Origin of the sequence: Pseudonocardia sp. HH130630-07 (assembly GCF_001698125.1) — a bacterium.
Classification (GTDB): domain Bacteria; phylum Actinomycetota; class Actinomycetes; order Mycobacteriales; family Pseudonocardiaceae; genus Pseudonocardia.
Genome location: NZ_CP013854.1, coordinates 2,165,575 through 2,191,626 on the forward strand (window position 1 = coordinate 2,165,575; position 26,052 = coordinate 2,191,626).

Annotated in this window: 28 protein-coding genes and 2 pseudogenes; 21 read left to right on the top strand and 9 right to left on the bottom strand. The window is 74.1% G+C overall.

Translation table 11 applies throughout. The features are described from left to right. Nucleotides 1-1,563 (top strand): bifunctional UDP-2,4-diacetamido-2,4,6-trideoxy-beta-L-altropyranose hydrolase/GNAT family N-acetyltransferase, encoded by a 1,563-nt coding sequence (locus AFB00_RS34725; RefSeq protein ID WP_068797076.1) that lies wholly within the window; start codon nucleotides 1-3, stop codon nucleotides 1,561-1,563. A gap of 177 nt (nucleotides 1,564-1,740) precedes the next feature. On the opposite strand, the gene AFB00_RS10495 is transcribed toward AFB00_RS34725, so the two are convergent. Further along, complete coding sequence (locus AFB00_RS10495; protein ID WP_068797077.1) at nucleotides 1,741-2,163, bottom strand: VOC family protein; 423 nt, start codon at nucleotides 2,161-2,163, stop codon at nucleotides 1,741-1,743. 246 nt (nucleotides 2,164-2,409) lie between these two features. Here AFB00_RS10495 and AFB00_RS10500 point away from each other — a divergent pair, with 246 nt between their 5' ends. The 10 genes and pseudogenes from AFB00_RS10500 (at nucleotide 2,410) to AFB00_RS35760 (ending at nucleotide 9,846) form a co-directional block, all read left to right on the top strand. Continuing rightward, on the top strand, nucleotides 2,410-2,793 hold the full coding sequence (locus tag AFB00_RS10500) for a YciI family protein (protein WP_068797078.1): 384 nt from the start codon (nucleotides 2,410-2,412) through the stop codon (nucleotides 2,791-2,793). Between the two features lie 13 nt (nucleotides 2,794-2,806). Continuing rightward, nucleotides 2,807-4,063 carry an RNA polymerase sigma factor gene (locus tag AFB00_RS10505; RefSeq protein ID WP_068797079.1) on the top strand — a complete coding sequence of 419 codons (1,257 nt, stop codon included), beginning with the start codon at nucleotides 2,807-2,809 and terminating at the stop codon, nucleotides 4,061-4,063. 129 nt (nucleotides 4,064-4,192) lie between these two features. Next, on the top strand, nucleotides 4,193-4,774 hold the full coding sequence (locus tag AFB00_RS10510) for a biotin transporter BioY (RefSeq protein ID WP_068797080.1): 582 nt from the start codon (nucleotides 4,193-4,195) through the stop codon (nucleotides 4,772-4,774). Further along, nucleotides 4,771-6,060, top strand: a complete 1,290-nt coding sequence (locus tag AFB00_RS10515; RefSeq protein ID WP_231974316.1) for an AMP-binding protein — start codon at nucleotides 4,771-4,773, stop codon at nucleotides 6,058-6,060. Before AFB00_RS10510 ends, AFB00_RS10515 begins: the two co-directional genes overlap by 4 nt. Then, a complete protein-coding gene (locus AFB00_RS10520; protein WP_068797081.1) occupies nucleotides 6,057-7,193 on the top strand; it encodes a thiolase family protein in 1,137 nt (378 codons plus the stop codon). The genes AFB00_RS10515 and AFB00_RS10520 overlap by 4 nt, the downstream gene beginning before the upstream one ends. Further along, nucleotides 7,190-7,867: an energy-coupling factor ABC transporter ATP-binding protein gene (locus AFB00_RS10525; RefSeq protein WP_068797082.1), complete on the top strand. Its 678-nt coding sequence runs from the start codon at nucleotides 7,190-7,192 to the stop codon at nucleotides 7,865-7,867. Before AFB00_RS10520 ends, AFB00_RS10525 begins: the two co-directional genes overlap by 4 nt. Continuing rightward, complete coding sequence (locus AFB00_RS10530; protein WP_068797083.1) at nucleotides 7,864-8,472, top strand: energy-coupling factor transporter transmembrane component T family protein; 609 nt, start codon at nucleotides 7,864-7,866, stop codon at nucleotides 8,470-8,472. The genes AFB00_RS10525 and AFB00_RS10530 overlap by 4 nt, the downstream gene beginning before the upstream one ends. A gap of 45 nt (nucleotides 8,473-8,517) precedes the next feature. After that, complete coding sequence (locus AFB00_RS10535) at nucleotides 8,518-8,991, top strand: GbsR/MarR family transcriptional regulator (protein WP_068797084.1); 474 nt, start codon at nucleotides 8,518-8,520, stop codon at nucleotides 8,989-8,991. A 113-nt stretch (nucleotides 8,992-9,104) separates the two neighbouring features. Next, nucleotides 9,105-9,440: pseudogene (locus tag AFB00_RS36150) on the top strand (alpha/beta fold hydrolase); the annotation flags it as partial. Nucleotides 9,441-9,516: 76 nt separating this feature from the next. Beyond that, entirely contained in the window at nucleotides 9,517-9,846 is a 330-nt protein-coding gene (locus tag AFB00_RS35760; protein WP_335726565.1) for an alpha/beta fold hydrolase, read from the top strand. A 102-nt stretch (nucleotides 9,847-9,948) separates the two neighbouring features. Here AFB00_RS35760 and AFB00_RS10545 read toward each other — a convergent pair whose 3' ends face one another. Beyond that, nucleotides 9,949-10,875 carry a LysR family transcriptional regulator gene (locus tag AFB00_RS10545; protein WP_068797085.1) on the bottom strand — a complete coding sequence of 309 codons (927 nt, stop codon included), beginning with the start codon at nucleotides 10,873-10,875 and terminating at the stop codon, nucleotides 9,949-9,951. Between the two features lie 90 nt (nucleotides 10,876-10,965). Between AFB00_RS10545 and AFB00_RS10550 the strand changes: the two genes are divergently transcribed. The 3 genes from AFB00_RS10550 to AFB00_RS10560 all read left to right on the top strand — a co-directional run bounded on the left by AFB00_RS10550 (nucleotide 10,966) and on the right by AFB00_RS10560 (nucleotide 12,267). After that, nucleotides 10,966-11,517 (top strand): sugar O-acetyltransferase, encoded by a 552-nt coding sequence (locus AFB00_RS10550; RefSeq protein ID WP_068797086.1) that lies wholly within the window; start codon nucleotides 10,966-10,968, stop codon nucleotides 11,515-11,517. 134 nt (nucleotides 11,518-11,651) lie between these two features. Then, entirely contained in the window at nucleotides 11,652-11,900 is a 249-nt protein-coding gene (locus AFB00_RS10555; RefSeq protein WP_068797087.1) for a type II toxin-antitoxin system Phd/YefM family antitoxin, read from the top strand. Beyond that, nucleotides 11,884-12,267, top strand: coding sequence for a type II toxin-antitoxin system VapC family toxin (locus AFB00_RS10560; protein ID WP_068797088.1), 384 nt, complete (start codon nucleotides 11,884-11,886; stop codon nucleotides 12,265-12,267). Before AFB00_RS10555 ends, AFB00_RS10560 begins: the two co-directional genes overlap by 17 nt. Nucleotides 12,268-12,275: 8 nt before the next feature. On the opposite strand, the gene AFB00_RS10565 is transcribed toward AFB00_RS10560, so the two are convergent. Then, nucleotides 12,276-12,722 carry an RrF2 family transcriptional regulator gene (locus AFB00_RS10565; RefSeq protein WP_068800187.1) on the bottom strand — a complete coding sequence of 149 codons (447 nt, stop codon included), beginning with the start codon at nucleotides 12,720-12,722 and terminating at the stop codon, nucleotides 12,276-12,278. A gap of 187 nt (nucleotides 12,723-12,909) precedes the next feature. Here AFB00_RS10565 and AFB00_RS10570 point away from each other — a divergent pair, with 187 nt between their 5' ends. After that, entirely contained in the window at nucleotides 12,910-14,034 is a 1,125-nt protein-coding gene (locus tag AFB00_RS10570) for an NADH:flavin oxidoreductase (protein WP_068797089.1), read from the top strand. Nucleotides 14,035-14,114: 80 nt separating this feature from the next. On the opposite strand, the gene pseI is transcribed toward AFB00_RS10570, so the two are convergent. Beyond that, nucleotides 14,115-15,173, bottom strand: coding sequence for a pseudaminic acid synthase (pseI, locus tag AFB00_RS10575; protein ID WP_068797090.1), 1,059 nt, complete (start codon nucleotides 15,171-15,173; stop codon nucleotides 14,115-14,117). A 144-nt stretch (nucleotides 15,174-15,317) separates the two neighbouring features. Between pseI and AFB00_RS10580 the strand changes: the two genes are divergently transcribed. From AFB00_RS10580 to AFB00_RS10595, 4 genes are all read left to right on the top strand, one after another. Continuing rightward, nucleotides 15,318-16,001: a glycosyltransferase family 2 protein gene (locus AFB00_RS10580; RefSeq protein ID WP_068797091.1), complete on the top strand. Its 684-nt coding sequence runs from the start codon at nucleotides 15,318-15,320 to the stop codon at nucleotides 15,999-16,001. Between the two features lie 4 nt (nucleotides 16,002-16,005). Next, a complete protein-coding gene (locus AFB00_RS10585) occupies nucleotides 16,006-16,470 on the top strand; it encodes a DUF2304 domain-containing protein (RefSeq protein WP_083275421.1) in 465 nt (154 codons plus the stop codon). A gap of 73 nt (nucleotides 16,471-16,543) precedes the next feature. Then, on the top strand, nucleotides 16,544-18,574 hold the full coding sequence (locus AFB00_RS10590) for a DUF6541 family protein (RefSeq protein WP_068797092.1): 2,031 nt from the start codon (nucleotides 16,544-16,546) through the stop codon (nucleotides 18,572-18,574). 35 nt (nucleotides 18,575-18,609) lie between these two features. Beyond that, entirely contained in the window at nucleotides 18,610-19,557 is a 948-nt protein-coding gene (locus AFB00_RS10595) for an NAD-dependent epimerase/dehydratase family protein (RefSeq protein WP_068797093.1), read from the top strand. A gap of 27 nt (nucleotides 19,558-19,584) precedes the next feature. Here AFB00_RS10595 and AFB00_RS10600 read toward each other — a convergent pair whose 3' ends face one another. The 3 genes from AFB00_RS10600 to AFB00_RS10610 form a co-directional block, all read right to left on the bottom strand. Continuing rightward, nucleotides 19,585-20,715 (bottom strand): decaprenyl-phosphate phosphoribosyltransferase, encoded by a 1,131-nt coding sequence (locus AFB00_RS10600; RefSeq protein ID WP_083275422.1) that lies wholly within the window; start codon nucleotides 20,713-20,715, stop codon nucleotides 19,585-19,587. Then, nucleotides 20,712-21,308, bottom strand: a complete 597-nt coding sequence (locus AFB00_RS10605; protein WP_083275423.1) for a phosphatase PAP2 family protein — start codon at nucleotides 21,306-21,308, stop codon at nucleotides 20,712-20,714. Before AFB00_RS10605 ends, AFB00_RS10600 begins: the two co-directional genes overlap by 4 nt. A 162-nt stretch (nucleotides 21,309-21,470) precedes the next feature. Beyond that, the gene (locus AFB00_RS10610) at nucleotides 21,471-22,277 is read right to left on the bottom strand and encodes an HAD family hydrolase (RefSeq protein WP_068797094.1); all 807 of its coding nucleotides are present in this window, start codon (nucleotides 22,275-22,277) and stop codon (nucleotides 21,471-21,473) included. Nucleotides 22,278-22,333: 56 nt separating this feature from the next. Here AFB00_RS10610 and AFB00_RS10615 point away from each other — a divergent pair, with 56 nt between their 5' ends. Together AFB00_RS10615 and AFB00_RS31660 are read left to right on the top strand one after the other, a co-directional pair. Next, nucleotides 22,334-23,446 (top strand): nucleotide disphospho-sugar-binding domain-containing protein, encoded by a 1,113-nt coding sequence (locus AFB00_RS10615; protein WP_068797095.1) that lies wholly within the window; start codon nucleotides 22,334-22,336, stop codon nucleotides 23,444-23,446. Nucleotides 23,447-23,505: 59 nt separating this feature from the next. Beyond that, nucleotides 23,506-24,403, top strand: a pseudogene (locus AFB00_RS31660) (IS5 family transposase). Here the strand turns inward: AFB00_RS31660 and AFB00_RS10630 are convergent. Beyond that, the gene (locus AFB00_RS10630) at nucleotides 24,400-24,852 is read right to left on the bottom strand and encodes a DUF350 domain-containing protein (protein ID WP_083275424.1); all 453 of its coding nucleotides are present in this window, start codon (nucleotides 24,850-24,852) and stop codon (nucleotides 24,400-24,402) included. The pseudogene AFB00_RS31660 and the gene AFB00_RS10630 sit on opposite strands and share 4 nt — an antisense overlap. Before the next feature lie 33 nt (nucleotides 24,853-24,885). Beyond that, the gene (locus AFB00_RS10635; protein ID WP_068797096.1) at nucleotides 24,886-26,052 is read right to left on the bottom strand and encodes a glutathionylspermidine synthase family protein; all 1,167 of its coding nucleotides are present in this window, start codon (nucleotides 26,050-26,052) and stop codon (nucleotides 24,886-24,888) included.

The window sequence follows — 26,052 nt, forward strand, 5'->3', positions numbered from 1 at the left end:
ATGCGCCTGCTGCTGCGGTGCGACGCCGGACCGTCGACCGGGGTCGGGCACGCCGTGCGCTGCGCCGCCGTCGCCGAGGCGGCCGGTCTGTCCGGGCACGAGGTGTTCTGGTCCGGCCGGCTCGACGGCCTCGGCTGGCTGTGGGACGGCCTGCTCCAGCTGGGGTGGTCCACCGATCCGCGGACCTCCCCCGCGCCGGAGCCCGGACCGCCCGGCACCCTGCTCGCCCCGGCCGACACCGCGGCGGAGCTGGCCCGGCTGTGCCGGACGCACCGGATCGACGCCGTGCACGTCGACCACTACCTGCTCGGCACCGACCTGCGCGCCGCGCTCGGCGCGGAGGGCGTCACGCTGAGCACGGTCGAGGACTTCGGGACCGGGCGGCGCCCGGGTGACCTGGTCGTCGACCCTAATCTCGGCGCCGACGGCCACCCCCGGCCCGACGACGGCTCCCCCGCCCTGCTGCGCGGGCCCGGCTTCGCCCCGCTGCGGCACTCCGCCCGCCGGGCCCGCCGGATCCGCGAGATCCGCGACCGGACCCCGGCGCCGGACCGGGTGCCCGCGGTGCTCGTCGTCATGGGCGGCACCGACGCGGCGGGCCTGCTCGGCCCGGTGGTGACCGCGCTCGCCGGGACCGGCGTCGCGGCCGCGGTCGACGTCGTCGTCCCGGCCGGGCGCAGCGTCACGCTGCCCGACGACGGTCCGGTCCGGTTCCGGGCGGTGGCCCCGCTCCCCGATCTCCCCGCCGCGATGGCCGAGGCCGATCTCGTGGTCAGCGCGGCCGGGACGACGGTCTGGGAACTCTGCTGCGTCGCCGTGCCGATGGCGCTCCTGCGGGCCGCGGACAACCAGACCGAGGGCTACCGGACGGTCGTCGCGTCCGGCGCCGCCGCCGGGCTGGGCGGACCGGCGGACCTCGTCGATCCCGGGCCCGCGACCGCCGTCCTGCACCGGCTGCTCACCGACCCCGGCGCGCGGGACGCGCTCGCCGCCCGGGCCGGTGCCGTCGTCGACGGGATGGGCGCGAACCGGATCGTGGACGCGATCGCGGGCAGCGCCGGGAACCCCGCGCGGGACGAGATCGAGCGGGACCTGCTGGACGGGATCCTGGTCTCCCGGGACGCCCGCACCGACGACGCCGAACTGCTCCTGCGCTGGCGCAACGACCCGGAGACCCGCCGCCGGTCCCGCTCGAGGACCGAGATCACCCTCGACGACCACCGGCGCTGGCTGACCGCCTCCCTCGCCCGCGACGACCGGCGGCTGCTCGTCGTCGACGACGTCACCGGCCCGGTCGGCACCGTCCGCTGGGACCTCGACGACGGCGCCTGGGAGGTGTCGATCACCGTCGCGCCCGAGCGGCGCGGGGCCCGGCTGGCGCTGCCGCTGCTGCTCGAGGGGGAACGGGCGCTGCGTGCGGTCACCGGCCCCGGGACCCCGGTGACGGCCGTGGTGCACGCGGAGAACACCGCGTCCGCACGGCTGTTCGCCCGCGCCGGGTACGCCGACGACGGCACCGGCCCGGACCCGGACGGCTTCCACACCCTGCGCCGCGTCCTGTGATCGACCGGCCCCGGGGATCCTCCCCGCGCCACGGCGACGCCGTCGAGCCGTCCGGCCGGTCATAGGGACCGGCTGTGTGGACAGGGCTCGGGGTCAGTGGCCGAGTCGGGCGCGGTCGGTGGAGCCGAGCTTGCTCGTCGCGGACAGCGGTCACGGACTCCTCGGCGGTCGATATCGTCACGATCCGTTCCGCTGCGACATCTGCTGCACAGTCCAGGCGTTGCCGTCGGGATCGTCGAAGAAGACGAATCCGACGTCGTCCAACGCCGAGCCTCCACGACTCACCGCGTCGGGGTCGCCGCCGAGGACCTGGATCTCGCTGACCTCGACTCCGCGACCCACCAACTGCTCACGCGCCGCTACGACGTCGGGGACGACCAGTTGCAGGCCGCGCAGCGAACCCGGCGTCATGGCCGGCACGACGCCTTCGCCGAGGACGATCGAGCAACCGGAACCGGGTGGGGTCAGCTGCACGATCCTGTTCCCCGGTCCCGGGCGAACGTCGTGGTCGAGGGTGAACCCGAGCCGGTCGGCGTAGAAGGCGACACCCCGGTCGATGTCGGCGACGGGTACGACCACCACCTCCAGGCGCCACGCCATGCCCGTGTACTGCCCATCAGCTGCTGGTGTCATGTCGGTCCTGACCCCACCGGGACCCGAGAATCATCGGCGGACCGGTACCGGGCTGCCACGACCCGACCCGCACGACACGTGCGCACCTGCACAGGGACCTGGCGCAACGGGCCGACGGTCCGGAGCAACCGGTATGGGCCTGGTGTCCGATCTGGTGTTCGCTGTTCGTCAGTGTGGTGACTGCTGTCGTCGGCCTGGGGAAGGAGCGTCACGGTGACGCGTTACGTGTTTCTGATGTACGACTCGGAGGACTGGTACAACACCGCCGACGAGCACGCCATCGTGGACGAGTTCGCATTGCACGAGCAGTTCATGGAAGCGGTGCGCGCCGCCGGCGCCGACGTCGTGGGGGGCGAGGCGCTGGAGCGCTCGTCGGCTGCCAGCACCGTGCGCCGCGGGGCGACGGGTGCCGGCGGGAGCGGGAGTCCCGAACCGTTGGTGACCGATGGCCCGTTTGCCGACACCAAGGAAGCGCTCGGCGGTTTCTACGTCATCGACGCACCCGACCTCGATGTCGCGCTGCGCCTGGCTCGCGTCTGCCCTGCCGGAACCGTGGAAGTCCGCCCGGTCATGCAGATGCCCGACGACGCCGGATGAGCGGCGGCGCCGGATGAGCACCGGAGGGAGAGCCGTCGAGGACGCGTTCCGGGACGCCTGGCCCGTCGTGGTCGCGGCCACAGCCCGGTTCACCCGTGACCTCGACCTTGCCGAGGACTGCGCTCAGGAAGCGCTCGAGCGAGCGTTGCGCAGCTGGGACGAGGCCGTCCCGAGGGTTCCGCAAGCCTGGCTCATCACCACTGCGCGCCGGATCGCGCTCGACCGGTTGCGTCGCGACACGGCCCTGCGTCGCAAGCTTCCGCTGCTGGTGGAACCGCACGGCGGCCACGCCGACGAGGACGACGCCGACGAGGACGACGCCGGAGTCCTCGCGCCGGAGGACCCGCTGCGGTTGGTGTTCCTGTGCTGCCATCCTGCGCTGTCACGGGAGTCGCAGGTCGTACTGACCCTTCGACTGGTGTGTGGCCTGGACGTCGGCGCGATCGCGGCGGTGACACTGAGCGGGCGGGCCGGAGTCGCACGTCGGATCACCCGGGCGAAGCAGAAGATCATCGCGGCGCGGGTGCCGTTCCGGCTTCCGTGCGCACGTGAACTGTCCGAACGGCTCGACGCTGCGCTGACCGTCGTCCACCTCACCCACACGGCCGGTCACCTGGCAGCTCACGCCCACTCCTCCCACGGGCTGCGCGATGACGCGCTGAACACACGGGCCGTCGCGCTGGCCCGCCTGCTCGTGCGCCTGCTGCCCGATGAGCCCGAGCCCCGCGGTCTGCTGGCGCTCATCACGCTCACCGACGCACGCGGTCCGAGCCGCACCGGCGAGGACGGTGAGATGGTCCTGCTCCCCGACCAGGACCGGTCTCAGTGGGACCGCACCATGATCGCCGAGGGACTCACGCTGGCCACGGCGGCGCTGCGTGGTGGCCGGCCCGGCCGGTTCACCCTGCAAGCTGCCGTGGCCGGGCTGCACGCGGTGGCCCCGAGCTGGGCCGACACCGACTGGGACCAGATCGTCGCCTCCTACGACAGCCTGATGCGCAGCTGGCCGTCTCCGGTGGTGGCGCTCAACCGGGCGATGGCACGCAGCTGGTCGAAAGAGACCGATCTGCCCGACATCCTGGCCGAACTCGACGCGCTGGCCGATCAACTACCCGGATACCCCTACCTGCCGGCCGCGCGGGCCGACGTTCTGCGCCGTCTAGGACGGTCAGACGACGCAGCACATGCCTACGACCAAGCACACGCCCTCACCACGAACCCTCTCCAACGGCGCTACCTCGACCGGCAGCGCAGCCAGTCAGCTCGGTAACGAGCGTTGACGAGCGTGACCTGCCCGACCCGCCCGCACCGCGCCACGGCGACGCGCCCCGCACAGCGCCACGGTGATGCGCCCCGCACATCCGGCCGCCGACCGCCCGCCGTGACCTACCCTTCGCGCGTGTCCGGGTCCCGTTCCGCGCTCCCCACGGCCGATCTCGCGCGCATCGTCGTGTTCGCCGCGTTCATCGCCGTCCTCGGCCTGTTCCCGGGGATCGGCGGTGTCGCCGGGGTCCCGATCGTCGTGCAGAACGCCGGCCCGATCCTGGCCGGCGCCATCCTCGGCTGGCGGCTCGCGACGATGTCGGTCGCGTTGCTGCTGGTCCTCACCGCGATCGGGCTGCCGCTGCTGTCCGGCGGCCGGGGCGGCATCGGCGTGTTCGTCGGACCGAGCGCCGGGTTCGTCGTGGGCTGGTTGCTGTCCGCGCTGGTCACCGGCCTGATCGTGCAGCGGGCCCGGCGGCGCACGCTGCCCGTCCTGCTGCTCGCCTGCCTCGCCGGGCTGCTCGCCGACTACCTGATCGGCATGCCGGTGATCGGCGCGTACGTCGGTGACCTCGGCGCCGGGATCGTGCAGTCGCTGGTGTTCGTCCCCGGAGACCTGATCAAGGTCGTGCTGGCGGCCGTGATCGCCGGGCTCGTCCACCGGGCGCTGCCCGATCTCCTGCCGCCGCCCGCCGCCACCGGGGCCCGCACCCGGTGACCACGGCCCCCCTGCTGCCACACCGGCTCGCCGCCGGCGTCACCGACGCGCGGGCCCGGCTGCGGGCGGCGGGGGCCCGGCCGGGTGACCGGATCGTGCTGGACGCCCCGGCCCGCTCCCGCTGGGACGTGCTGCCGCACCTGCTCGCGGCCGCGGACCTGGGCCTGGCGACGCTCGTCGCCGATCCGGGCTGGTCGGCCGCCGAACGGCGGGCGGTGCTCCTCGACGCCGATCCCGATCTCGTCGTCGCGACCGGCGGCGTCACCGGCCCGCGCGACCCCGGCCGTGCGACCCGGCCGGAGGACGGGACCGCCCTGCTCCCGACGACGTCCGGCAGTACCGGCGCCCCGTCCGTCCTCGCCCGGACCCGGGAGTCCTGGCGGATCGGGTTCGACGTGCTCGGGCCGCTGCCGGGGCCGGTGCTCGTGCCGGGGCCACCGTCGTCGACGCTCTACCTCTTCGGCGCCCTGTACGCGTTGCACCACGGGCTGGACCCGGTCACGACCGGCCGGTTCGACCCCGCCGACGCCCGCGCCGCGGGGACCGTGCACCTGGTGCCCGCGCTGCTGTCCGCACTGCTCGACGACCGGGAGCGGCACCCGGGCGGCCCGGCGCCGTCGGTGGTCGTGTGCGGTGGGGCGCACGTCGCCCCCGCGGTCCGCGACCGCTGCGCCCGGCTCCTGCCCGGCACCCTGCTGCTGGAGTACTACGGCTCGGCCGAGCACTCGCTGATCGCGATCCGGCGCGACGGCGGGCCGCTGCGGCCGGTGCCCGGGGTGGAGCTGACCCTCGCGGACGGGGTCCTGTGGGTGGACAGTCCACAGGCCGTCGCCGGACGCCTGCGCCACGGTGTCCTGGAACCCGCGGGACCGGGCCCGAGCACGGTCGGGGACCGGGCCGTGATCGACGCGGACGGGGCGCTCACCGTCCTCGGCCGGGCCTCGGCGACGATCTCCACCGGCGGCACGCTGGTCGCCGCCGAGGAGGTGGAGCAGGTGCTGCGCGCGGTGCCCGGGGTCGCCGACGTCGTCGTCGCGGGGACGCCGCACGCGTCGCTGGGGATGCTGGTGACCGCCGTCGTCGAGCCCGCTCCGGGCGGCGACGCCGACCGCCGGGCGCTGCGGGAGGCGGCCCGCCGGGCGCTGTCCCCGGCGAAACGCCCGCGGCGCTGGCTGGTGACCGGTGCGCTGCCGCGGCTCGGGTCCGGCAAGCCCGCCCGGACCGCGGTCGACGCGGGCCTGCGCGACGGCACCCTCGACGCCCGGCCCTGCGGGACGCACCGATGACCCCCGGCCCGGACGCACCGGCGCTCCCTGACGACACGCCGGTCGTCGTCGCCGCGTACCGCACCGCGATCGGCACCGCGGGCGGCGCCCTGCGCGACCACACCGTCGACGCGCTCGCCGCGCCCGTGCTGGCCGCGCTGGCGGCACACACCGACGCCCCGGTCGACGACGTGCTGCTCGGCAACGTCTTCGGGCCCGGCGGCAACCCGGCCCGGGTGGCCGCGCTCGCCGCCGGGCTGGGTGCGACGGTGCCCGGCATGACCGTCGACCGGCAGTGCGCCAGCGGGCTGTCCGCGATCGTCACCGCGGCCGCGGCCGTCCGGGCCGACCCCGGGAGCACGTACCTCGCCGGTGGGGCCGAGTCGCCGTCGACCGCGCCGGCACGGACCCGGCCGGACGGGACCGGCTACACCCGCGCCCCGTTCGCCCCGGCCGGGCACCCGGACCCGGACATGGGCCCGGCCGCCGATCTCGTCGCCGCCCGCGCGGGGATCTCCCGGGAACGCCAGGACACCTTCGCCGCCCGCAGCCACGCCCGCGCCGTCGACGCGCAGCGGGCCGGCCGGTTCACCGCCGAGATCGTCGGGGGCGGCCCGGCCCACCTCGTCGACGGCGACGAGCGGCCCCGGGACCGGTTCACCACCGAGCGGCTCGCCCGGTTCCGGCCCGCCTTCACCCCGGACGGGACGCACACCGCCGCGAACTCCTGCGGGGTCAACGACGGCGCGGCCGCCGTGCTCCTGGTGTCCGAGGCGCGCCGCCGGGAGCTCGGCGTCCCCGGCCTCGCGCTGGAGGCCGCGGCGACCCGGGCGTGCCCGCCGGAGCTGCTCGGACTGGGCGCGGTGCCGGCGATCGCCGCGGTGCAGGGCGGACCACCGGACGCGGTCGAGTTCACCGAGGCGTTCGCCGGCCAGGTGCTGGCCTGCCTCGACGCGACCGGCCTGGACGAGACCGTCGTGAGCCCGGACGGCGGCGCGATCGCGCTCGGCCACCCGTGGGGCGCGTCCGGGGCCGTGCTCGTCGTGCGGCTGTTCCACCGGCTCGTCGTGCAGGGCCTCGGCGCGACCGGGCTGGCCGCGCTGTCCTCCGGGGGCGGCCTCGGCGTCGCCACCCGCTGGCGGGTCGTCCGATGATCGAGTTCGACGGCGTCGGCCACCGCTACGGCGAGCGGGTCGTGCTCGACGGCGTCGATCTCACGCTGCCGCAGCGCCGGGTGGCGCTGATCGGCGCGAACGGCTCCGGCAAGTCGACCCTGGCCAGGACGGTGAACGGCCTGGTCCACCCCGGGACCGGCACCGTACGGGTGGACGGCCGCGACCCCGCACGCCAGGGAGCCGCCGTCCGCCGCCGGGTCGGCTTCGTCTTCAGCGACCCGGACTCGCAGATCGTGATGCCGACGGCGGCCGAGGACGTCGCGTTCTCGCTGCGGCGGACCGTGCGCGATCGCGCGGAGCGGGCCCGGATCGCCGCCGAGCGGTTGACCGAGTTCGGCCTGGGCGCGCACCTGGAACACCCCGCGCACCAGCTCTCCGGCGGGCAGAAGCAGCTCCTCGCGCTGTGCGCGGTCCTCGTCGGGGACCCGGACGTGCTGGTCTGCGACGAGCCCACGACCCTGCTCGACCTGCGCAACAAACGGTTGTTCGCCGAGCGGCTGGCCGGGTTGCGCCAGCAGGTCCTGCTCGCCACCCACGACCTCGACCTGCTCGACGGCTTCGAGCGCGTCATCGTGCTCGACGGCGGCCGGGTCGTCGCCGACGACGAGCCGGGGCCCGCCGTCGCCCACTACCGCAGGATCTGCGCGCAGTGACCCCGCTCGGCCTCTACGAGCCCGGCACCAGCCTGCTGCACCGGGCGCCCGCGGGCCCGTCACTGCTGGTGGTGCTCGTCGTGGCCGGGGGCTCCGTGCTCGTCACCGACCCGCGGGTGCTCGGTGCGGTGTGCGGGCTCGTGGCGCTCGGCTACCTCGTCGCCCGGATCCCGTGGCGACGGCTGCGGTCCGTCCTGCGCACGCTGGCCGTCCTGCTGGTCCTGATCGGTCTGGTGCAGTGGTGGCTGCTCGGCCCGGACCGGGCGCTGGTGATCGCACTGCGGCTCGTCGCGGCGATCGGCGTCGCCACCCTGTTCACACTGACGACGCGGGTGGACGACCTGGTCGACGCCGTCGAGCGCGGGCTCGGCCCGCTGCGGCGGTTCGGCGTCGATCCCGAGCGCCTCGGCCTTCTCGTCGGACTGACGATCCAGTCGGTCGGCACCCTGTCCGGGATCGCCGGGCAGGTCAGGGCGGCCGCCCGGGCCCGCGGGGCCGGTGGATCGGTGACGGCGTTCGCGGTGCCGTTCATGGTCCGGACGCTGCGGCACGCCGACGCGCTCGGCGAGGCACTGGCCGCCCGCGGCTGGGGCGACCGGGACTGATGCAGTCTTTGCAGTAATTACTGCAAAGACTGTACGGTCGGCGTCGTGGCACCCACGGAACGGGAACTGGACCTCGTCGACGAGATCGCGGCGTCGTTCGAGCGGGAGGGTCTGCCGCTGATCACCGGACGGGTGATCGGCTGGCTGCTGATCAGCGACCCGCCCGAGCAGAGCGCGGCGGACCTGGCCGCGGTGCTCGGCGTGAGCCGCAGCTCGATCAGCACCGCGACCCGGATGCTGACCCCCGGCGGTCTGGTCGAGCGGGTCCGGCGTCGCGGCGAGCGTGTGGAGCTGTTCCGGATCGCTCCCGACGGCTGGAGCCGGATGCTCGCCGACCGGTACGCGCGGGCCACCGCGTTCCGCGAGGTGCTCGAACACGGCCTCGAGGCGCTGGCCGACGAGCCCGCGGCCCGCCGGGACCGCCTGACCCACGTGCACGAGCTGTACCTGTTCCTGGAGTCCGAGCTGCCGGCGCTGTGGGAGCGCTGGGACGCCCGCCGCACCGGAGGAGACCGATGACCGGCGTGACCACACACGTGATCGACCGTCCCGAGGGGCGCCTGCACGTCCACCTCGCCGGGGACACCGGCCCGCCCGTCCTGCTGCTGTCCGGGGCCGGGCTGGACAACGCGATGCTCAGCTGGAAGCACCTGATCCCGGAGCTCGCCAGGGACCACCGGGTGATCGCGCCGGACTGGCCGAAGCAGGGCCGGAGCCGGCCGTGGGAGGGGCGGGCGACGCACGCCGTGCTGCTGCGGACGATCTCCGACGTGCTGGACGACCTCGGCGTCGAGCGGACCTCGATCGTCGGGATGTCCCAGGGCGGGGCGATGACGCTGGCCTACGCCATCGAGCGGCCGGAGCGGGTGCGACGGATCGTCGCGCTCGCGCCGGGCGGGACGCTGACCTTCCCCCCGGTCGTGCACCAGCTGCTCTGGCTGACGGCGAAGGTCCCGCTGCTGGGTCGCACGCTGCCGAACCTCGCCTTCCGCAGCCGGACCGCCGTCGACGCCTTCACCCGGCGGGCGCTGTTCGGCTCGGGCGGTGCCGGGGTCGACGACCTCGACGAGATCGTCGACGCCGTCCTGGCCGAGGCCCGGTCCGGCAACGCGGGCAGCTCGGACTGGCAGAACGACCCAGATCGGGTTCCGCCGGATGAACCTCGACCTGCGCCCCCGCCTGCCGGAGATCCGCTGCCCGGCCCTGTTCGTCCAGGGCGACCGGGACGCCGGGATCCCGCTCGCGACGACCCGCGCGACGGCCGCCGCGGTCCCCGGCGCCCGCCTCGAGGTCCTGCCCGGCCGCGGACACTGGTCCAACCGCGAGTCCCCGGCCGAGGTGAACGCCCTGATCAGGGACTTCTTTTCCGAGTGACACAAGTCGGGGGGCGCCCATCCCGTCTCCCGTTCCACTCATGGAGCTTCAGCCTCGTATGGCCGGGCCGAAGCTCCATGAGTGGAACGGGGAGCGGGGGGATCAGGGGGCTACCCAGTCCGGTACCCACACGTCGTCGACGGCGTCCGGGGCCTGGGCTCGTAGATGGTCGCGCAGGCCGGTCAGTACCGGGTGCCGGTCGTCGGAGCGGGTGAGCAGGACGTGCGGGTAGACCGGGGTCGGATCGTGCAGCGGGATGCGCCGCAGGTCGTAGCTCTCCGGCCACACGTAACGGTCACCGCTACCGACCAGGGTCGCCAGCGAGGCCGAGTCGGCCAGCGTGTCCATGAGTGCCTCGTCGCCGAAGTGCGGGCCGAGCCCGTCGATGCCCAGGCCGAAGGCGTCCGCGAGCGACCGGTGGAACCGCTCCCACTCCGTCCCCGGCCTGATCCCGGGGACCCAGATGCGGTGACCGGCCAGATCGGCGGGCCGGACCCGGGTCTCGCCGGCCAGCGGATGCCCGGGTCCGACCAGGAGCTGCACGGGCACGTCCAGGAGCCGTTCGGCCCTGATCCCGGCCGGGACCCGGTCCGCCGCAACGGCGCGGAACGAGGCGTCGACGCTGCCCTCGAGCACGGCCCGGGCGGCCCGGACGGCGTCCTCGTCGAGCGTGACCGTGTCGATGGCCGTGTCGGGGCGGGAGCGGTAGAAGCGGTAGACGGCCTGGGCCGGGGCGATCCGCCGGTTGAGGACGTCGACGCGCAGCGGCCGGCTGCCGGGACGCAGGGCGCGCTCCGCCTGCTCGATCGCCGCCAGGACCTTCCTCGCGTGCGGCAGCAGGACCTGCCCGTCCGGGCTGGGCCGCGACCCGCGGGAGGTGCGCACCAGCAGCGCGGCCCCGACGTCCCGCTCCAGGCCCGCGATCCGCTTGGAGACCGCCTGCTGGCTGATCCCGAGCTCGTCGGCCACGGCCTGGAACTGCCCGGCCCCGGCGACGGCCACGAAGGTGCGCAGCGCCCCGATGTCCACGTCACCACCCTACGGAGACAACCAGCAGTTGTTACGGACGCGCGTCGGGTTGTTTGATCGGGACGTCGCCAGGGTGCTGGGATCCGCAGCATGTCCACCCGCACCGAGCAGGTCACCTACGTCCGCACACCCGAGTTCGCGCGTTACGCGGAGAGGATCGCGCTGGTGACCGACGCGACCTCCCGGCTGAACGCGCTGCCGTTCAGCGACACCGAGGCCCGTGCAGAACTACTCTCGGTTGTCTTCGGTGGCCCGCTACCGGAGTCGGTGACGATCTACCCGCCCTTCTTCACCGAGTACGGGCTGGGCACGAGGTTCGGCGAGAACGTCTTCGTGAACCAGGGCTGCACGTTCATGGACAACGGCGGCATCCGCATCGGCGACGGCGTCATGATCGCTCCCCGGGTCAGCCTCGTCACCGGGGGGCATCCGCTCGCCCTGGCCGAGCGACGCGAGTACGTCGCCAGCGCGCCGATCGTGATCGAGGACGACGTCTGGATCTGCGCGGCCGCCGTCGTCACCCAGGGCGTGACCGTCGGCGCGGGCTCCGTCGTGGCGGCCGGGGCGGTCGTCACCCGTGACGTGCCGGCCCGCACCCTGGTCGCGGGCGTCCCGGCGCGGGTGGTCAGGAGCATCGACTGACGCGACACGCGCGGGAGTCCGCACAGGCCACCGGGCCCCCGACCGCCGAGTCAGGATACCGACAGCGGCGCTGATCCGTCCCCGCGAACCAGTGGGCACACCCTAGAATCGCCGACGTCCGACGAGGAGGACCGGTGACTGCGGAGTTCAACATCCACGAGGCCGAGGCCCAGCTGTCCCAGCTGCTCGAACGGGTCGCCGCCGGCGAGCGGATCACCATCTCCCGGGCCGGGACACCCGTCGCCGACCTGGTCCCGCACCAGCGTCGAACCGTGCGGATCGGCGGCCTCCGTGGCCGTATCCGCTACGACGACGCCGACTTCGGCGAGATCGATCCCGACATCCAGCGGATGTTCTACGGCGACGATGCTGCTCCTCGATAGCCAGGCGCTGCTGTGGGTCCTGGCGGGCAGCAGCAGGCTCGGACCCCGGGCGCAACGGACCGTGGAGACGGACTCCGGGGTACACGTCTCGGCCGCGACGGTCTGGGAACTCATGATCAAGGCCATGCTCGGGAAGCTGGACCTGCCGGCCGGGCTCCCGCAACTCCTCGACGACGAAGGGGTGAGCATCCTCGACGTCACCGCCGCACACGCGGAGGGCCTGCGGACCTTCCCCGAACTCGTCCGGCACGATCCGTTCGATCGGCTGATCGTCGCCCAGGCACAGTGCGAAGGCTGGCGGCTCCTCACGGCGGACCGCGTGCTGCTCGGACTCGGCCGGGACTTCGTCGTCGACGCCACCCGGTGACCAGCGGCTCAGCGCGGCGCGGGCTCCCGGTCCAGACGACGGATGTCGGCCAGGGCGTCGGCCAGCGTGCGCCCGCCCAGTGACTCCAGCACCGCCCGTTCCGCGTCTGCCGTCAGTCGGGCGAAGTACTCGGCGCCGTTCGTGCTGACCAGGCAGACGTGCTCGCCCTCCGGCCGGCAGGCCCACAGCGGCTTCTCCCCGACCGCGCAGCGGTAGATCTCGGCGAGGCTGATCTCCCCGGCCGGACGGCTCAGCCGGGTGCCGCCGCCGCGCCCCTTGACCGACGTGATCAGTCCACCGGCCGCGAGCGGCACCAGCATCCGGCGGACCAGGCTGGGGTTGGTGCCGAGCGCCGTGGCGAGCTCGGCCGAGCTGGTGGGGCGCTCGTCGCCGTCGGCCCCGACCGCGAGGTACAGCATCGCCTGCAGTGCGCTGGAGAACCGGATGTCCAGCACGGCGTCACCTCCCCGCATCGGCCGGACCACAGCGTACCGGTCCCGGGCCACCGCGGACCGAATGGCAACAGTCACTGTTGCAGATCGTGAGTCTATATGTATCTTTGATCGGAACCTTTTATCGCTCCCGCCCGGACCCGCCGACGTGCCCGTGCAGGGCCCCACCTGCAGGAGAAGTGACACCGACATGGCCACTCGTGCTGCCGAGCTCCTCGCCCGGCCCCTCACCCTCGGCTCCGCGGAGCTGCCGAACCGGATCGTCATGGCCCCGATGACCCGGGCGTTCTCGCCGGACGGCGTCCCCGGTGCAGACGTCGCCGCCTACTACCGGCGACGGGCCGCAGCGGGCACCGGGCTGATCATCACCGAGGGCACCTACGTCGACGACCCGTCCGCCGGTGACGTGCCGACGGTGCCGCGGTTCCACGGCGAGGCGTCGCTGGCCGGCTGGTCCGAGGTCGTCTCCGGGGTGCACGAGGCGGGCGGGCGGATCATGCCGCAGCTCTGGCACGTGGGCATCACCCGCACCGTCGGCAGCGGGCCGGTCCCCGAGGCGCCGTCGGTCGGCCCGTCGGGCATCGCGCTGGACGGCACCGAGGGCGCCGGCGAGGCCCTGACGACGGCCGGGCTCGACCGCATCATCGGTGCGTTCGCCGAGGCCGCGCGCCAGGCCGAGCGGATCGGTTTCGACGGCGTCGAACTGCACGGCGCGCACGGCTACCTGATCGACGAGTTCCTGTGGGAGCGGACCAACCGCCGTACCGACTCCTATGGCGGTGGCCCGGCCGAGCGGGCCCGGTTCGCCGCGGAGATCGTGGCCGCGGTGCGGGCGCAGGTCGCCCCCGACTTCCCGATCGTGTTCCGGTTCTCGCAGTGGAAGGCCGGCGACTACGGCGCGAAGCTCGCCCGGACGCCGGACGAGCTGGCCACCGTGCTCACCCCGCTGGCCGAGGCCGGCGTGACCGCGTTCCACGCCTCCGGGCGCCGCTACTGGGAGCCGGAGTTCCCCGACGCCGACCCGGCGCTGAACGTGGCCGGGTGGACCCGGAAGGTCACCGGCCGGCCGACGATCACCGTCGGCTCGGTCGGCCTGGACCAGGTCTTCGCCCCGGAGACGCTCGCCGACGGCATCGGGACCGCGCACGTGGAGAGCGTGGAGCGGCTGCTGGACCGGCTGGAGAACGACGAGTTCGACCTCGTCGCCGTCGGCCGCGCGCTCCTGGCGGACCCGGAGTGGGGGCGGAAGGTCCTGGAGGGCCGCGAGTCCGATCTCGTCCCGTTCACCAAGGAGGCCCTGACCACCCTGCACTGACCCCGCCCGCGGACGCACTCATGGAGCGTGGGCCTCGTGGGACCGGGCTGAAGCTCCATGAGTGCAGGGACCCGAGCCCGTCAGATGATCTCCCACGTCAGAGGGGTGCCGCGGGGGACGCTGCGGGTGAAGGTCCGGCCCAGGACGGTCGTCAGGGTGTCGGTCGGGAGGCCACCGGCAGGGCGGATGGAGCGCACGTTCTGCTCGGTGACCTTCTCCCCGCTCTCCACGTCGGCGACGACGTAGAGCGACCGGCGCAGGGCCAGGGTGTCGCGCTCGGACTCCCGCGGCCCGAACCGGGCCGGGCCCATCGCCTTCCGCGCGGCGTCGCCCTCGGTGACCAGCGACGCCAGCTCCCCCGGCTCCAGCGAGAAGTCCGAGTCGACGCCGCCGTCGGACCGCTGCAGCGTCACGTGCTTCTCGATCGCCACCGCGCCCAGCGCGACCGCGGCGACCGACACGCCGATGCCCGGGGTGTGGTCGGACAGCCCGATCGGGATCCCGAACGCCTCGCGCAGCGCCGAGATCGACTGCAGGTTCGCGTCCGCCGGGTCGGCCGGGTACGAGGCGGTGCAGGCGAGCAGCACGATCTCGGTCGCCCCGCCGTCGCGGGCCGCGGTCAGCGCCGCGTCGATCTCGGCGAGCGTCGCCATCCCGGTCGAGACGACCAGCGGCTTGCCGGTGGCGGCCATCCGGCGGATCAGCGGCAGGTCGACCAGCTCGGCCGAGGCGACCTTGTACGCCGGGGCGTCCAGGGACTCCAGCAGCTCGATCGCCGTCGGGTCGAACGGGCTGGAGAACGGCACGAGGCCGTGCTCCCGGGCCCTGGCGAACAGCGGCTCGTGCCACTCCCACGGCGTGTGCGCCTGCTCGTAGAGCTGGTAGAGGTTCCGGCCGCCCCACAGCCCGTGGTCGTCACGGATCCGGAAGGCCGGCCCGTCGACGTCGATGGTGATCGTGTCGGCCCGGTAGGTCTGGAACTTGACCGCCTGCGCGCCGGAACCGGCGATCGCGTCGACGATCTCCAGGGCGCGGTCCAGCGATCCGTTGTGGTTGCCGGACACCTCGGCGATGACGAACGGTCGCTCGCCGGGGCCGACGCGGTGTCCACCGATCTCGATCGCGTCCGGAATGCGCATGCCGACGAGGGTAGTCAGGCCGGGTCCGGCGGTGCGCCGCCGTCCCCGAAGTACCGACCGGCCGCAAACCACGACACGCCGGAGCGATAGCCTGCTGGCCGCGGCGCCGTAGGAGGACCGACCGACGCCCGGGAAGGACGAGGAGTGGACACCGACGCCGACACCGGCACCTGGGTGGTGGTCCCCGTGTACAACGAGGGGACCGTCATCGCCGACGTCGTCACCGAGGTCCGCACCCGCTTCCCGAACGTCGTCTGCGTCGACGACGGCAGCCGCGACGACTCCGCCGCCCGGATCGCGGGCACCCCCGCGCACCTGGTTCGGCACCCGATCAACCTGGGTCAGGGCGCGTCCCTGCAGACCGGGATCGACTACGCCCTGCGCCGCGGCGCCGAGCGGGTCGTCACCTTCGACGCCGACGGCCAGCACGACGTGGCCGACGCCGCGGCGATGGTCGAGATCGTGCGCAGCGGGGCGGCCGACGCCGTGCTCGGCTCCCGGTTCCTGGAGGCGACCGAGCCGATCCCCCCGCTCAAGCGGCTCGTGCTGCGGACCGTCGCGATGCTGTCCCCGGCCAGCCGGAAGCTGCAGCTCACCGACGCGCACAACGGCCTGCGGGTGCTGTCCCGGCCGGTGCTGGAGGAGCTGCGGATCTCGATGAACGGGATGGCGCACGCCTCCGAGATCGTCGCCGCGCTGGCCCGGTCGTCCTGGCGGATCAGGGAGGCACCGGTCACGATCCGGTACACCGAGTACTCCCGATCCAAGGGTCAGTCGTTGTTCAACGGGGTGAACATCCTGTTCGACCTGTCCGTCCGACAGAGGTAGTGCCGTGATCGTCCAGATCGTCCTCGTGCTCGCCGCGCTGGCCGCGCTCGTCTACTTCGTCCGCAGCGGGCAGAACGTCAAGATCCGCGCCAGCAAGCGGTTGGCGTTCGGTGCGTTCGTCGTCGTGAACATCTATGCGGTGCTCCGGCCGGACGACGTGACCGTCCTCGCCCGCGCGCTGGGCATCGGCCGCGGCACCGACCTCATCGTGTACCTGCTGGTCGTCGCGTTCGTGTTCGGGATGCTGAACTCCTACCTGCGCGACCGCGAGATCAGCCAGCACCTGACCAACCTGGCCCGCCAGATCGCCGTCCGGGACGCCGAGCTGGCCCGCCGCGAGGAGGAGCTGGCCCGCAAGCTCGACCAGCTCGCCGAGCGCGACGCCCGGTCGGCGACGGCCGCCGGCAACGGCCACGCCCAGGACGCGAGCGACGCCGTCACCGGTGCGGCGGGACGGCCGCACACCTGATCGTGCGCGGGTTCGGGCGAGGCCGGCCACCGGCGCCACGGCGCGTCCGGGCGGACGGGCTCGGGGGTGCGCCGTGCTCGATCACCTGATCCTGCTCGGTGCACTGATCCTGGCCCTCGCGCCCGGTGCGGGGCTCGCCCTGCTCGCCGGGGTGCGTTCCCCGCTGCTCGTCCTCGCCGTCGCCCCGGCCACGACGATCGGCCTGCTCGTGCTCGCCGCCTGCGGGTTCGCCGCGGCCGGGCTACCGTTCGGCCCGGTCGGGGTCGGCGTCCTGACGCTGCTTCTCGTCGCCGGCGGGATCGTCCGGTGGTGGCGCCGGGCCGACCGGCCGGTCCCCCGGCTGCGCCCGTGGGCACCGCGGGTCGCCGCGATCGGCATGGTCGCGGTCGGCGCGGCGCTCGCCACGCGGACCTGGCTGCGCGGGTTCAGTGGCCTCGACCGGGTCGCGCAGGAGCACGACATGGTCACCCACCAGGTGCTCGTCGCCTACATGATGCGCACCGGGCGGATGGCCCCGTGGCAGATCCAGCCGTCCGACCTGCTGTCCGGGCAGCCGGTGTCGACCTACCCCGGCGGCGGGCACCTCGCGCCCGCACTGCTCGCCGGGTTCGGGGCGGAGCCGGTCGCCGCGCTGAACGCGTTCACGATCGTCTACCTCGCGGTGTGCTGGGTGTTCGGCTCCGCCGTCCTCGGTGTCGTCGCCGCCCGCCGGATCGGTACCGGGCGGACGACGTCGTGGCTGGTCGGGGGCGTCGCCGCGGTCGTCGCACCCGCGCTGTACCGGCCGCCGTTCCAGCTGATGCACGACGGCGGGATCTACCCGAACGCCGTCGCGCTGGCCCTGACACCCGGCCTGCTCGCCGGGTTCCTGCTGGCCTGGCGGGAGCGCAGCCGGCTCGGTACCGGTGCCGCACTCGGACTCGGCTCGGCCGGTCTGGTCGCCGTGCACCCGAGCGCCGCCATGACCGTGGGGCTGAGCCTGCTCGCCTGGGCGGTCGGCGACCTCGTGCACCGGCCGACCAGGGCGACGCTGTACCGCACCCTGCCGGTACTCGGCGGCACCGCGGCGGTCGCGGTACTCGCCGGGCTCCCCCTGGTGCTGTCCAGCACGGCCTCCGTCGGAGGCGTCGCCGCGTTCCCGCCGGACAGCCCGCCGTCCGGGTTCGCCGACGCGCTCGGGAGCGCGATCGGGCTCGGCTACGGCGGCTACCTCGACGAGGGGCACCGGATCGGCCAGGCCGGGCTCACCGTGCTCTGCCTCGCCGGGGTCGCCGCGGCGGTCCGTGCCGGGCGTGGTCTGGGCCTGGTCACCGCGTGGGCGGCCTGGGTGGGTGTCACCTTCGCCGCGATGCTGAGCCCCGGCACCGGCGCGGAGGCCCCGGTCACCGGCTTCTTCTACCACGCGATGGTGCGGATCTGGGCGCACGTGTCGATCTTCGTCCCGGCGCTGGCCGCCCTCGCGGTGGTGCTGGCGGTCGCGGTCGTGGTCCGTGCGGTCCGCCGGGCGCTCCCGGTCGTGCTGCGCGGTCCGACGGTGCTCGCCGTCGCCGTGCTGGCGTGCGCCGCCGGGCTCGTCGTCGTCCCCGTCCGCACCGCCGTCGCGACGAACACGGCCGCGGTCGCCTCCCGCTACGCCGAACCGGAATTCGTCCGGGTCGGCCCCGAGGACCTCGCCGCGGTCGAGTTCCTGCGTGACCGCGTCGCGCCGGGCGAGCGGGTGATGAACTCGGCCAACGACGGGTCCACGTTCCTCTACGTCGGGGCCGGGATCCCGGTCGTCAGCACCGCGACCCTGGGCACCGCGACGACGGGCTGGTCCATCCCGCTGCAACGCGGCTTCCGGGACTACCCACAGGACCCGTCGATCCGCGGGATGCTGCGCGATCTCGACGTGGGCTGGGTCTACGTCGATACGGCCGCACCCGGGATCGGGGCCGCGGGTGCCCCGTACAACTGGGTCGACCCCACCGTCCCGTTCACCGTCCCGCCGGGACTGCAGGATCTCGACGAGCGTCCGCTCCCGGGCCTGACCAAGGAGTTCACCGACGGCACGGTGTCGGTGTACCGGCTCGACCTGGACCGCATCGACCAGCCGGTCGGCTGACCGCCGTCCCCCACCCACCACGAGAGGACCCACGCATGCGCGCGCTCGTCACCGGCGGAGCCGGTTTCATCGGTTCCACCCTGGTCGACTCGCTCCTCGCCCGGGGCGACGAGGTGCTCGTCGTGGACGACCTCTCGGCCGGGAAGCGGGACAACCTCCCGCCGGGGGTCGGACCGACCGAGCTGGACATCCGCGACACCGAGCGACTGACGGCGTGCACCGCGGACTTCCGGCCGGACGCCGTGTACCACCTGGCCGCGCAGATCGACGTCCGCACGTCGATGGCCGACCCGCTGCACGACGCCTCGGTGAACGTCCTCGGCACGCTGTCGGTGCTGCGGGCCGCGCGCGACGCGGGCGCCGGTGCGGTCGTCGTCTGCTCCACCGGGGGCGCGATCTACGGCGACGGCGCGCCGCTCCCCACCGGGGAGGACCAGCCGGCCGAGCCGGAGTCGCCGTACGGGATGAGCAAGCTCGCCGCCGAGGGCTACACCCGCTTCTTCGTGCGGGAGCACGGCCTGCCCGCGCTCGTGCTGCGCTTCGCCAACGTCTACGGGCCGCGCCAGCACCCCGCGGGCGGTGCGGGGGTGGTGTCGCTGTTCTGCGACCGGGCGCGGGCCGGGCTGCGGCCCACCGTGTTCGGCGACGGCGGCCAGACGCGGGACTTCCTCTACGTCGGTGACATCGCCAGGGCCGCGACCGCGGCCGCCGACCGGCTCGCGGCCGGGGAGCTGGCCGGTTCGGTGTTCAACGTCGGCACCGGCACCGAGTCCACCATCACCGAGCTGGCCGCGACGATCGGCCGGATCGCCGGGCTGGACGCCGCGGACTTCGCCCCCGAGTACCGGGCGGCCCGGCCGGGCGAGCTGCGGCGCAGCTGCCTCGACCCGTCCCGCGGGATCGCCGAGCTGGGTCTGCCGACCCCGACGACGCTCGCCGACGGCCTCGCCGCGACCTGGGCCTGGCACACCTCCCGGGCCTGACCGCCGAGCGGTCCGGCCCCGGGCGGATCAGCTGTAGACGGCCAGGGTCAGCATCGCGATCCAGGCCACGGCGAGCACCTGCAGCACCCGGTCGCCCAGGGCGATCTCCTCGGGCTCGCCGCCGGTGCCCCGGTCGACGTCCACCGAGTACCGCAGCACCGCGATCACGAACGGCACGATCGACAGCACCGACCAGACGGTGTTGTGGTGCGCCTCGCGGATCTCGAACGCCCAGAGGCCGTAGGTCATGATCATGACCGTGGCCGACAGCGACCAGATGTAGCGCAGGTACGACGACGAGTAGCTCTCCAGCGACTTGCGGATCTTCGCCCCGGTCGCCTCGGCCAGCTGCCGCTCCGCGTACCGCTTGCCCGCCACCATGAACAGCGATCCGAAACCGGTGACCAGCAGGAACCACTGCGACAGCGGGATGCCGGTCGCGACACCACCGGCGATCGAGCGCATCAGGAAGCCGGACGCGACGATGCAGATGTCGAGCACCGGCTGGTGCTTGAGCCACAGGCAGTACGACAGCTGCACGGCGACGTACACCGCGAGCACGACGATCAGTTCCCAGGTGACCAGGAACGACAGCAGGATCGCCGCCCCGAACAGCACCGCGGAGGCCGCGTAGGCCAGCGGCACCGGGACGATCCCGGCCGCGATCGGGCGGCGGCGCTTCGTCGGGTGCGCCCGGTCGGCCTCGACGTCGAGCGCGTCGTTGACCAGGTAGACGCCGGACGCGGCGAGCGAGAACGCCGCGAACGCGATCAGGCAGTCGACCAGCACCTCGAGGCCGAACAGCCCGCCGCCGACGAACGGCGCCGCGAACACCAGGACGTTCTTGACCCACTGCCGGGGACGCATCGTGCGGACCAGGCCGCGGGCGACCATCGCCGTCGTCCGCTCGGACGGGTCCAGCGGGACGTGCGGCGCGGCCGCGGCACCCGCTGCGCCCACCGCCGCGTCGGCCTCGTGGCCCTCCGGGGCGCCGGCGTCGTCCGGGGCGTCCGGCTCGACCGGGGTGGCCGGGTCGGCGGCGCGGGCGATCTCGGCCTTCGACGGGGTGCCGGTGGCGGCGTCGGTCGGGTCGGTCGCGTCGATCCCGGCGGGGTCGATCTTCGCGGGGTCGATCTTGGCGGGGTCCGTGCTGGTCATGCGCTCACCCTCCGGGTGGGGTTGCGGCGGATCACGCGCCGCGCGCCGGTCGCGACGACCGCGCCGAGCGCGGTGCCGGTGGCGACGTCGGTCGGGTAGTGCACGCCGAGGACCAGGCGGGACAGCGCCATGAGACCGACCGTCGCGGCCGCGGCGGGCCGGGAACGACGGCCGAGCAGGCCGCCGTAGAGCACGGCGGCCGCGGTCGTGGACGTGGCGTGCGAGGACGGGAAGCTCAGCCGGCTCGGGGTGCCGACGAGCACCCGGACCGACGGGTGGTCCGGGCGGCGCCGCCGGACGACGCGCTTGACGCCGATCGAGGCGCCGTGGGCGAACGCCACCGCGGCCGCCGAGCCGAGCCACTCCCGGCGCCGCGGACGGTCCAGCGCGGCCCCGGCGAGGCCGATCGCCAGCCACCCGGCGGCGTGCTCGCCGAACAGCGACATCCCACGGGCGACGGACACCGTCGGCCCGGTGGCGAGCGCGTCCTGCACGGTCGCGAGCACGACGATCTCGCCGGTCGGGGGCCCGGCGGGGTCGACGCCCGCGTCGGCGGGCGGTTGCGGACCGGAACGGTCCAGGGTGTCTGCCACGGGGTGGGGCCCTCCTGGCGTGCCGCTGGCACCCGGCTCGATCCGGGCGATGACAGCCCGTAATGGTACGCGCGACCGGGTCGCGCCCCGGGATCGGGGCACGTCACGGACCCCGCGATGAGCCCCCGGTGAACGGACGGCGACCGGCGGGTGCCGCCGCGGTCAGAACCAGCGTTCCAGGACCGCGGCCAGGCCGTCCTCGGTGTTCGGGGCGGCGATCTCGTCGGCGAGCACGACCAGGTCCGGGTGCGCGTTGCCCATCGCGACCCCGGTACCGGCCCAGGCCAGCATCTCGCGGTCGTTGGGCATGTCGCCGAACGCGATCGTCTCCGCCGCGCCGACGCCCAGCCGGGCCGCGACCTCGGCCAGCCCGGTCGCCTTCGTGATCCCCGGGGCGGAGATCTCCAGCAGCCCCCGTGGGTGCGAGAACGTGAGGTCGGCGAGCCCCTCGACCTTCGGGGCGAGCGCCTCGAGCATCTGCTCGCTGGTCAGCTCGGGTGCCCGGACGAGTAGCTTCGTCACCGGCTGGGAGAGCAGCTCCGCGCGGGGGATCGCGTTGCCCTGCTCGCCCCACGCGTCGAGGTACCCGGGCTCGGAGCGGAAGTCGCCGCCCCCGCTCGCCCGCTCGGCGGCCAGCCCGCACCCCGGGAACAGCTCCGTGGCGAGCCCGGCGACGGTGGCGATCGCGTCCGGTCCGAGGGTGTGCGCGTCCAGCACGACGTCCTCGACCACGTCGTAGAGCACCGCCCCGTTCGCGCAGACGGCCAGCCGGACCACACCGGGCGGCAGCTGGGCGACGATCGGCGGGACCCAGCGCGGCGGCCGGCCGGTCACCAGCACGAAACCGGCTCCGGCGGCGACCGCCCTGGCGACCGCGGCCGCGGTGCGCGGGGTGACGGCGTCGCGGTCGTCGAGCAGGGTGCCGTCGACGTCGGACGCGACCAACCGGGGCGAGTTCTCGGCGATCACACCGCCGAGCGTACGGAACCCCCCCGGGGACGGCCGGGGATGGATATCCTCGTCGGGTGCGTGTTCTGGTGGTCGCGGCCCCGCTGCCGGGACACCTCGCACCGCTGCTCCCCCTCGCGCACGCGCTCTGGGACTCCGGGCACGAGGTCCTGCTGGCCACCGGCGGTGAGTCGCTGCCGTCCGGCGGTGCCGGGCCGCTGCCGTTCATCGACGTCGCCCGGAACCTACGGGTCGGCAGGCTCGCCGTCCGCTCGCTCGCCGCGCACCCGGTCACCGCCCGCGCGCAGCTGGCCGGCCGCGGGGGCGACGCCGGGCTCCGCTCGCTGTTCGCCCCGATGAACGAGGAGCTCACCGACGCACTGATGACGGTGGCCGAGCAGTGGCGGCCGGACGTCGTCGTGCACGAGCCGATGGGCGTCGCCGGGGCGCTCGCCGCGGCCCGGCACGACGTGCCGGTCGTGCTGCACGAGAACGGCCTGCTCGACGGCCTCGCCACCACCCGCGCCCTGCTGGACTCGCGGCCCCTGCAGCGTGCCGGTGCCCGGTGGGGGCTGCGCGGCGTCCCCGCGCCGGCGGTGGTGCTGACGATCGCCCCGGCGAGCCTCGTCGGAGCCCGGGACGCGCTCGCCGTCCGCCCGATGTGGCTGCCCGGCGGCACCCCGCCGCCCGCGTGGCTGCTGGAGCCCTCGGTCCGCCCGCGGCTGCTCGTGCTGCGCGGCGGGGGGCCGGGGCGCACGGTCGTGCAGACGTCCGCGGTGCGGGTGGTGCGCGACGGGGAGGGCCCGGACTGCGAGCTCGTGCTGGTGCGGCCGTCCGGCCGGCTCGCCCGCGGCCTCGGCGGCGCGGTCCGCTCGGTCGGCCGGGTCACCCCGGCCGAGCTGCTGCCCGCCTGCGCCGCCGTGCTGCACGCCGGGAACTCGGCGCACGTGCTGTCCGCGCTCGCCGCCGGGGTGCCGCAGCTGGCACTGCCCGGCCCCGGCGACCGCAGGCGGAACGCGATGCTGGTGCAGGCGCGCGGGGCCGGCATCGGCGGGCCGGTCACCGGGGAGGCGTTGCGCCGCCTGGTGCACGACGGCGAGCTGGCCGCCGCGGCCCGCGAGGTCCGCTCGGAGATCGAGGCGATGCCGCCGCCGCAGTCCCGGGTCGACGTCGTGGCCGCGCTGGCCTGACCGCCGGACCTAGGGCGTGTCTCCCAGATAGGCGGAGCGGGGTGCGCGATGCTTGATCGGTGCCGCGTACCGCTGTCCTGACTGATGCCCAGTGGGCCCGTCTGGCGCCGCTGTTGCCCTCCTCCGAGGGTCGTCGCGGGTGCCCGTTCCGCGATGACCGCCGGGTGATCGAGGGGATCATCTACCGGTATCGGTGCGGGCTTCCCTGGCGCGACGTCCCAGCCGAGTTCGGGCCGTGGCAGACGTTGTGGAAGCGGCACCGCCGCTACAGCGGCGACGGCACCTGGGACCACATCCTGGCTGCTCTTCTGGTCGAGGCCGACGCCGCCGAGGTGCTCGGGTGGGCGGTCAGCGTGGACTCCACGATCATCCGTGCCCACCAGCACGCCGCGACCCTCAAGCGCGACACAGGGGGCCGGATCGAACTACACGAATCTGCTCGCCGAACCAGCAGATCACGCGCTGGGACGGTCCCGCGGAGGGCTGTCGACGAAGATCCACCAGCTCGTTGACGGGCACGGCCGCCCGCTGGTGGTCCTCCTCGGCCCCGGCCAGGGCGGCGACTCGCCAATGTTTCCGCACCTGATGGCGCGCCTGAGCATCGCCCGACCGGGCCCGGGACGACCCCGGACCCGGCCTGAACGCGTGCGCGCGGACAAGGCCTACTCCTCACGCGCGATCCGCCGGCACCTGCGCGAGCGCCGGATCATCGCTGTCATTCCGGAGCCCTCTGACCAGCAGGGACACCGCAAACGACGGGGCTCACGCGGTGGCCGACCGCCCGCATTCGATCCGGTCGACTACCGAAACCGCAACGTCGTCGAGTGCGGGTTCTGCCACGTCAAGCAGTGGCGCGGGCTGGCCACCCGTTACGACAAGCTCGCCCTGACCTTCCGCGGCGGCGCCGTCCTGAAGGCGATCGTCACCTGGCTCCGCGCATTGGGAGACACACCCTAGAAGACCGCGACCGCCACGATCAGGCCCAGCGCGACGTGCGCGGCCGCGACGACCTTCGCCGCCGCGCGCGGGGTGTCGTCCTGGATGACGTCGCCGATGTCGATCCCGGTCACCCACTCCAGCAGCCGGACGGCCGCGACCTGGGCGATGATCCCGATCAGGCCGAACACCAGCGACGAGATCACGCCCTGCAGCAGCGAGCCGGACGAGCCGTAGATCGCCGTCACGATGATGAACGCCATCGACACCATGCCGGCCGAGGTGATCGTCACGGCGTTCGGCAGGCCGGCCCGCACCATCTGCGGCAGCTTGCCCGGCGTCGTCAGGTCGATCGCCCAGAAGCCGACCAGCATCATGATCGTGCCGATGACGGCGTAGAGCAGGATCGCGCCGATGCCACGGCCGAGGAAGCCCCAGTAGGTGGCGTCGAGCGCCTGGGCGAGGATCACGGGAATTGCCTCCGGTAGTGCGGGGAGCGGGTTCTACGAAGCGGGGATGCGGTGCGGGACGAACGCCGCGCCGTCGTCGGTGATCAGGCCGGCGGTCTCCCGGATGCCCAGCCCGGCGGCGGTGTCGCCGACCAGCCAGGCGCCCAGGACGGGGCGGTAGCCGTCGAACTCGGGCAGCGGGTCGAACATCTGGTAGACGAAGCCCTCCTCGCCGTAGACGCCGCCGGTGCCGGTCTCGTAGCCGGGGGCAACGATCTGGATGTTCGCGCCCTCCCGGCCGAGCAGCGGCTTACGGACGTACTCGGTGAGGATGCCCGGGTCCTTCAGCGAGGCGGGGAGCAGGTTGGGGTGCCCCGGGTAGAGCTCCCACAGCACGGCGAGCAGCGCCTTGTTCGACAGCAGCGTCTTCCACAGCGGTTCCAGCCACATGGTCTCCGGCAGGCTGCGGCCGACGTGCTTGCCGAAGTCGTCGGAGAGCATCCACTCCCACGGGTAGAGCTTGAAGACGCCCGACATCGGCGCCTCCTCGAGATCGACGAAGCGGTCCAGCGCGACGTCCCACCCGATGTCCTCGATGGACAGCCCGACGGTGTCGATGCCGGCCTCGGCCGCAGCCTCCTGCAGGTACCCGACGGTGATGTGGTCCTCGCCGGAGGAATCGGCGCCGGACCAGGTGAAGTGCACCTCCGACGACGGCAGTCCCTGCCGGATCTCGCCCCACCGCTCGACCAGCTTCTCGTGCAGCGAGTTCCACTGGTCGTCGCCGGGGTGCACGTCCTGCAGCCAGTACCACTGCAGGATCGACGCCTCCAGCAGCGAGGTGGGGGTGTCGGCGTTGTACTCCAGCAGCTTCGCCGGGCCGGAGCCGTCGTAGCGCAGGTCGAACCGGCCGTAGACGTGCGGGTCGGACCGCTTCCAGGAGTCGGTGACCGCCTGCCAGCACCACTCCGGCAGCGCGAAGTCGGCGAACCGCTCGGTCGTCACCACGTGGTCGACGGCGGCCAGGCACATCGAGTGCAGGACCTCGACGTCGGCCTCCAGGGAGAGGATCTCGTCCATCTCGAAGACGTAGTGCACCGACTCGTCCCAGTACGGCCGCTCGCCGCCGGACCCGTCCCGGCCGGGGGTGCCGAAGACCAGACCCTGGTCGGCGACGGTGCGCTGCCAGTCCGGACGCGGGGTGCCGCGCTCGCGTCGCAC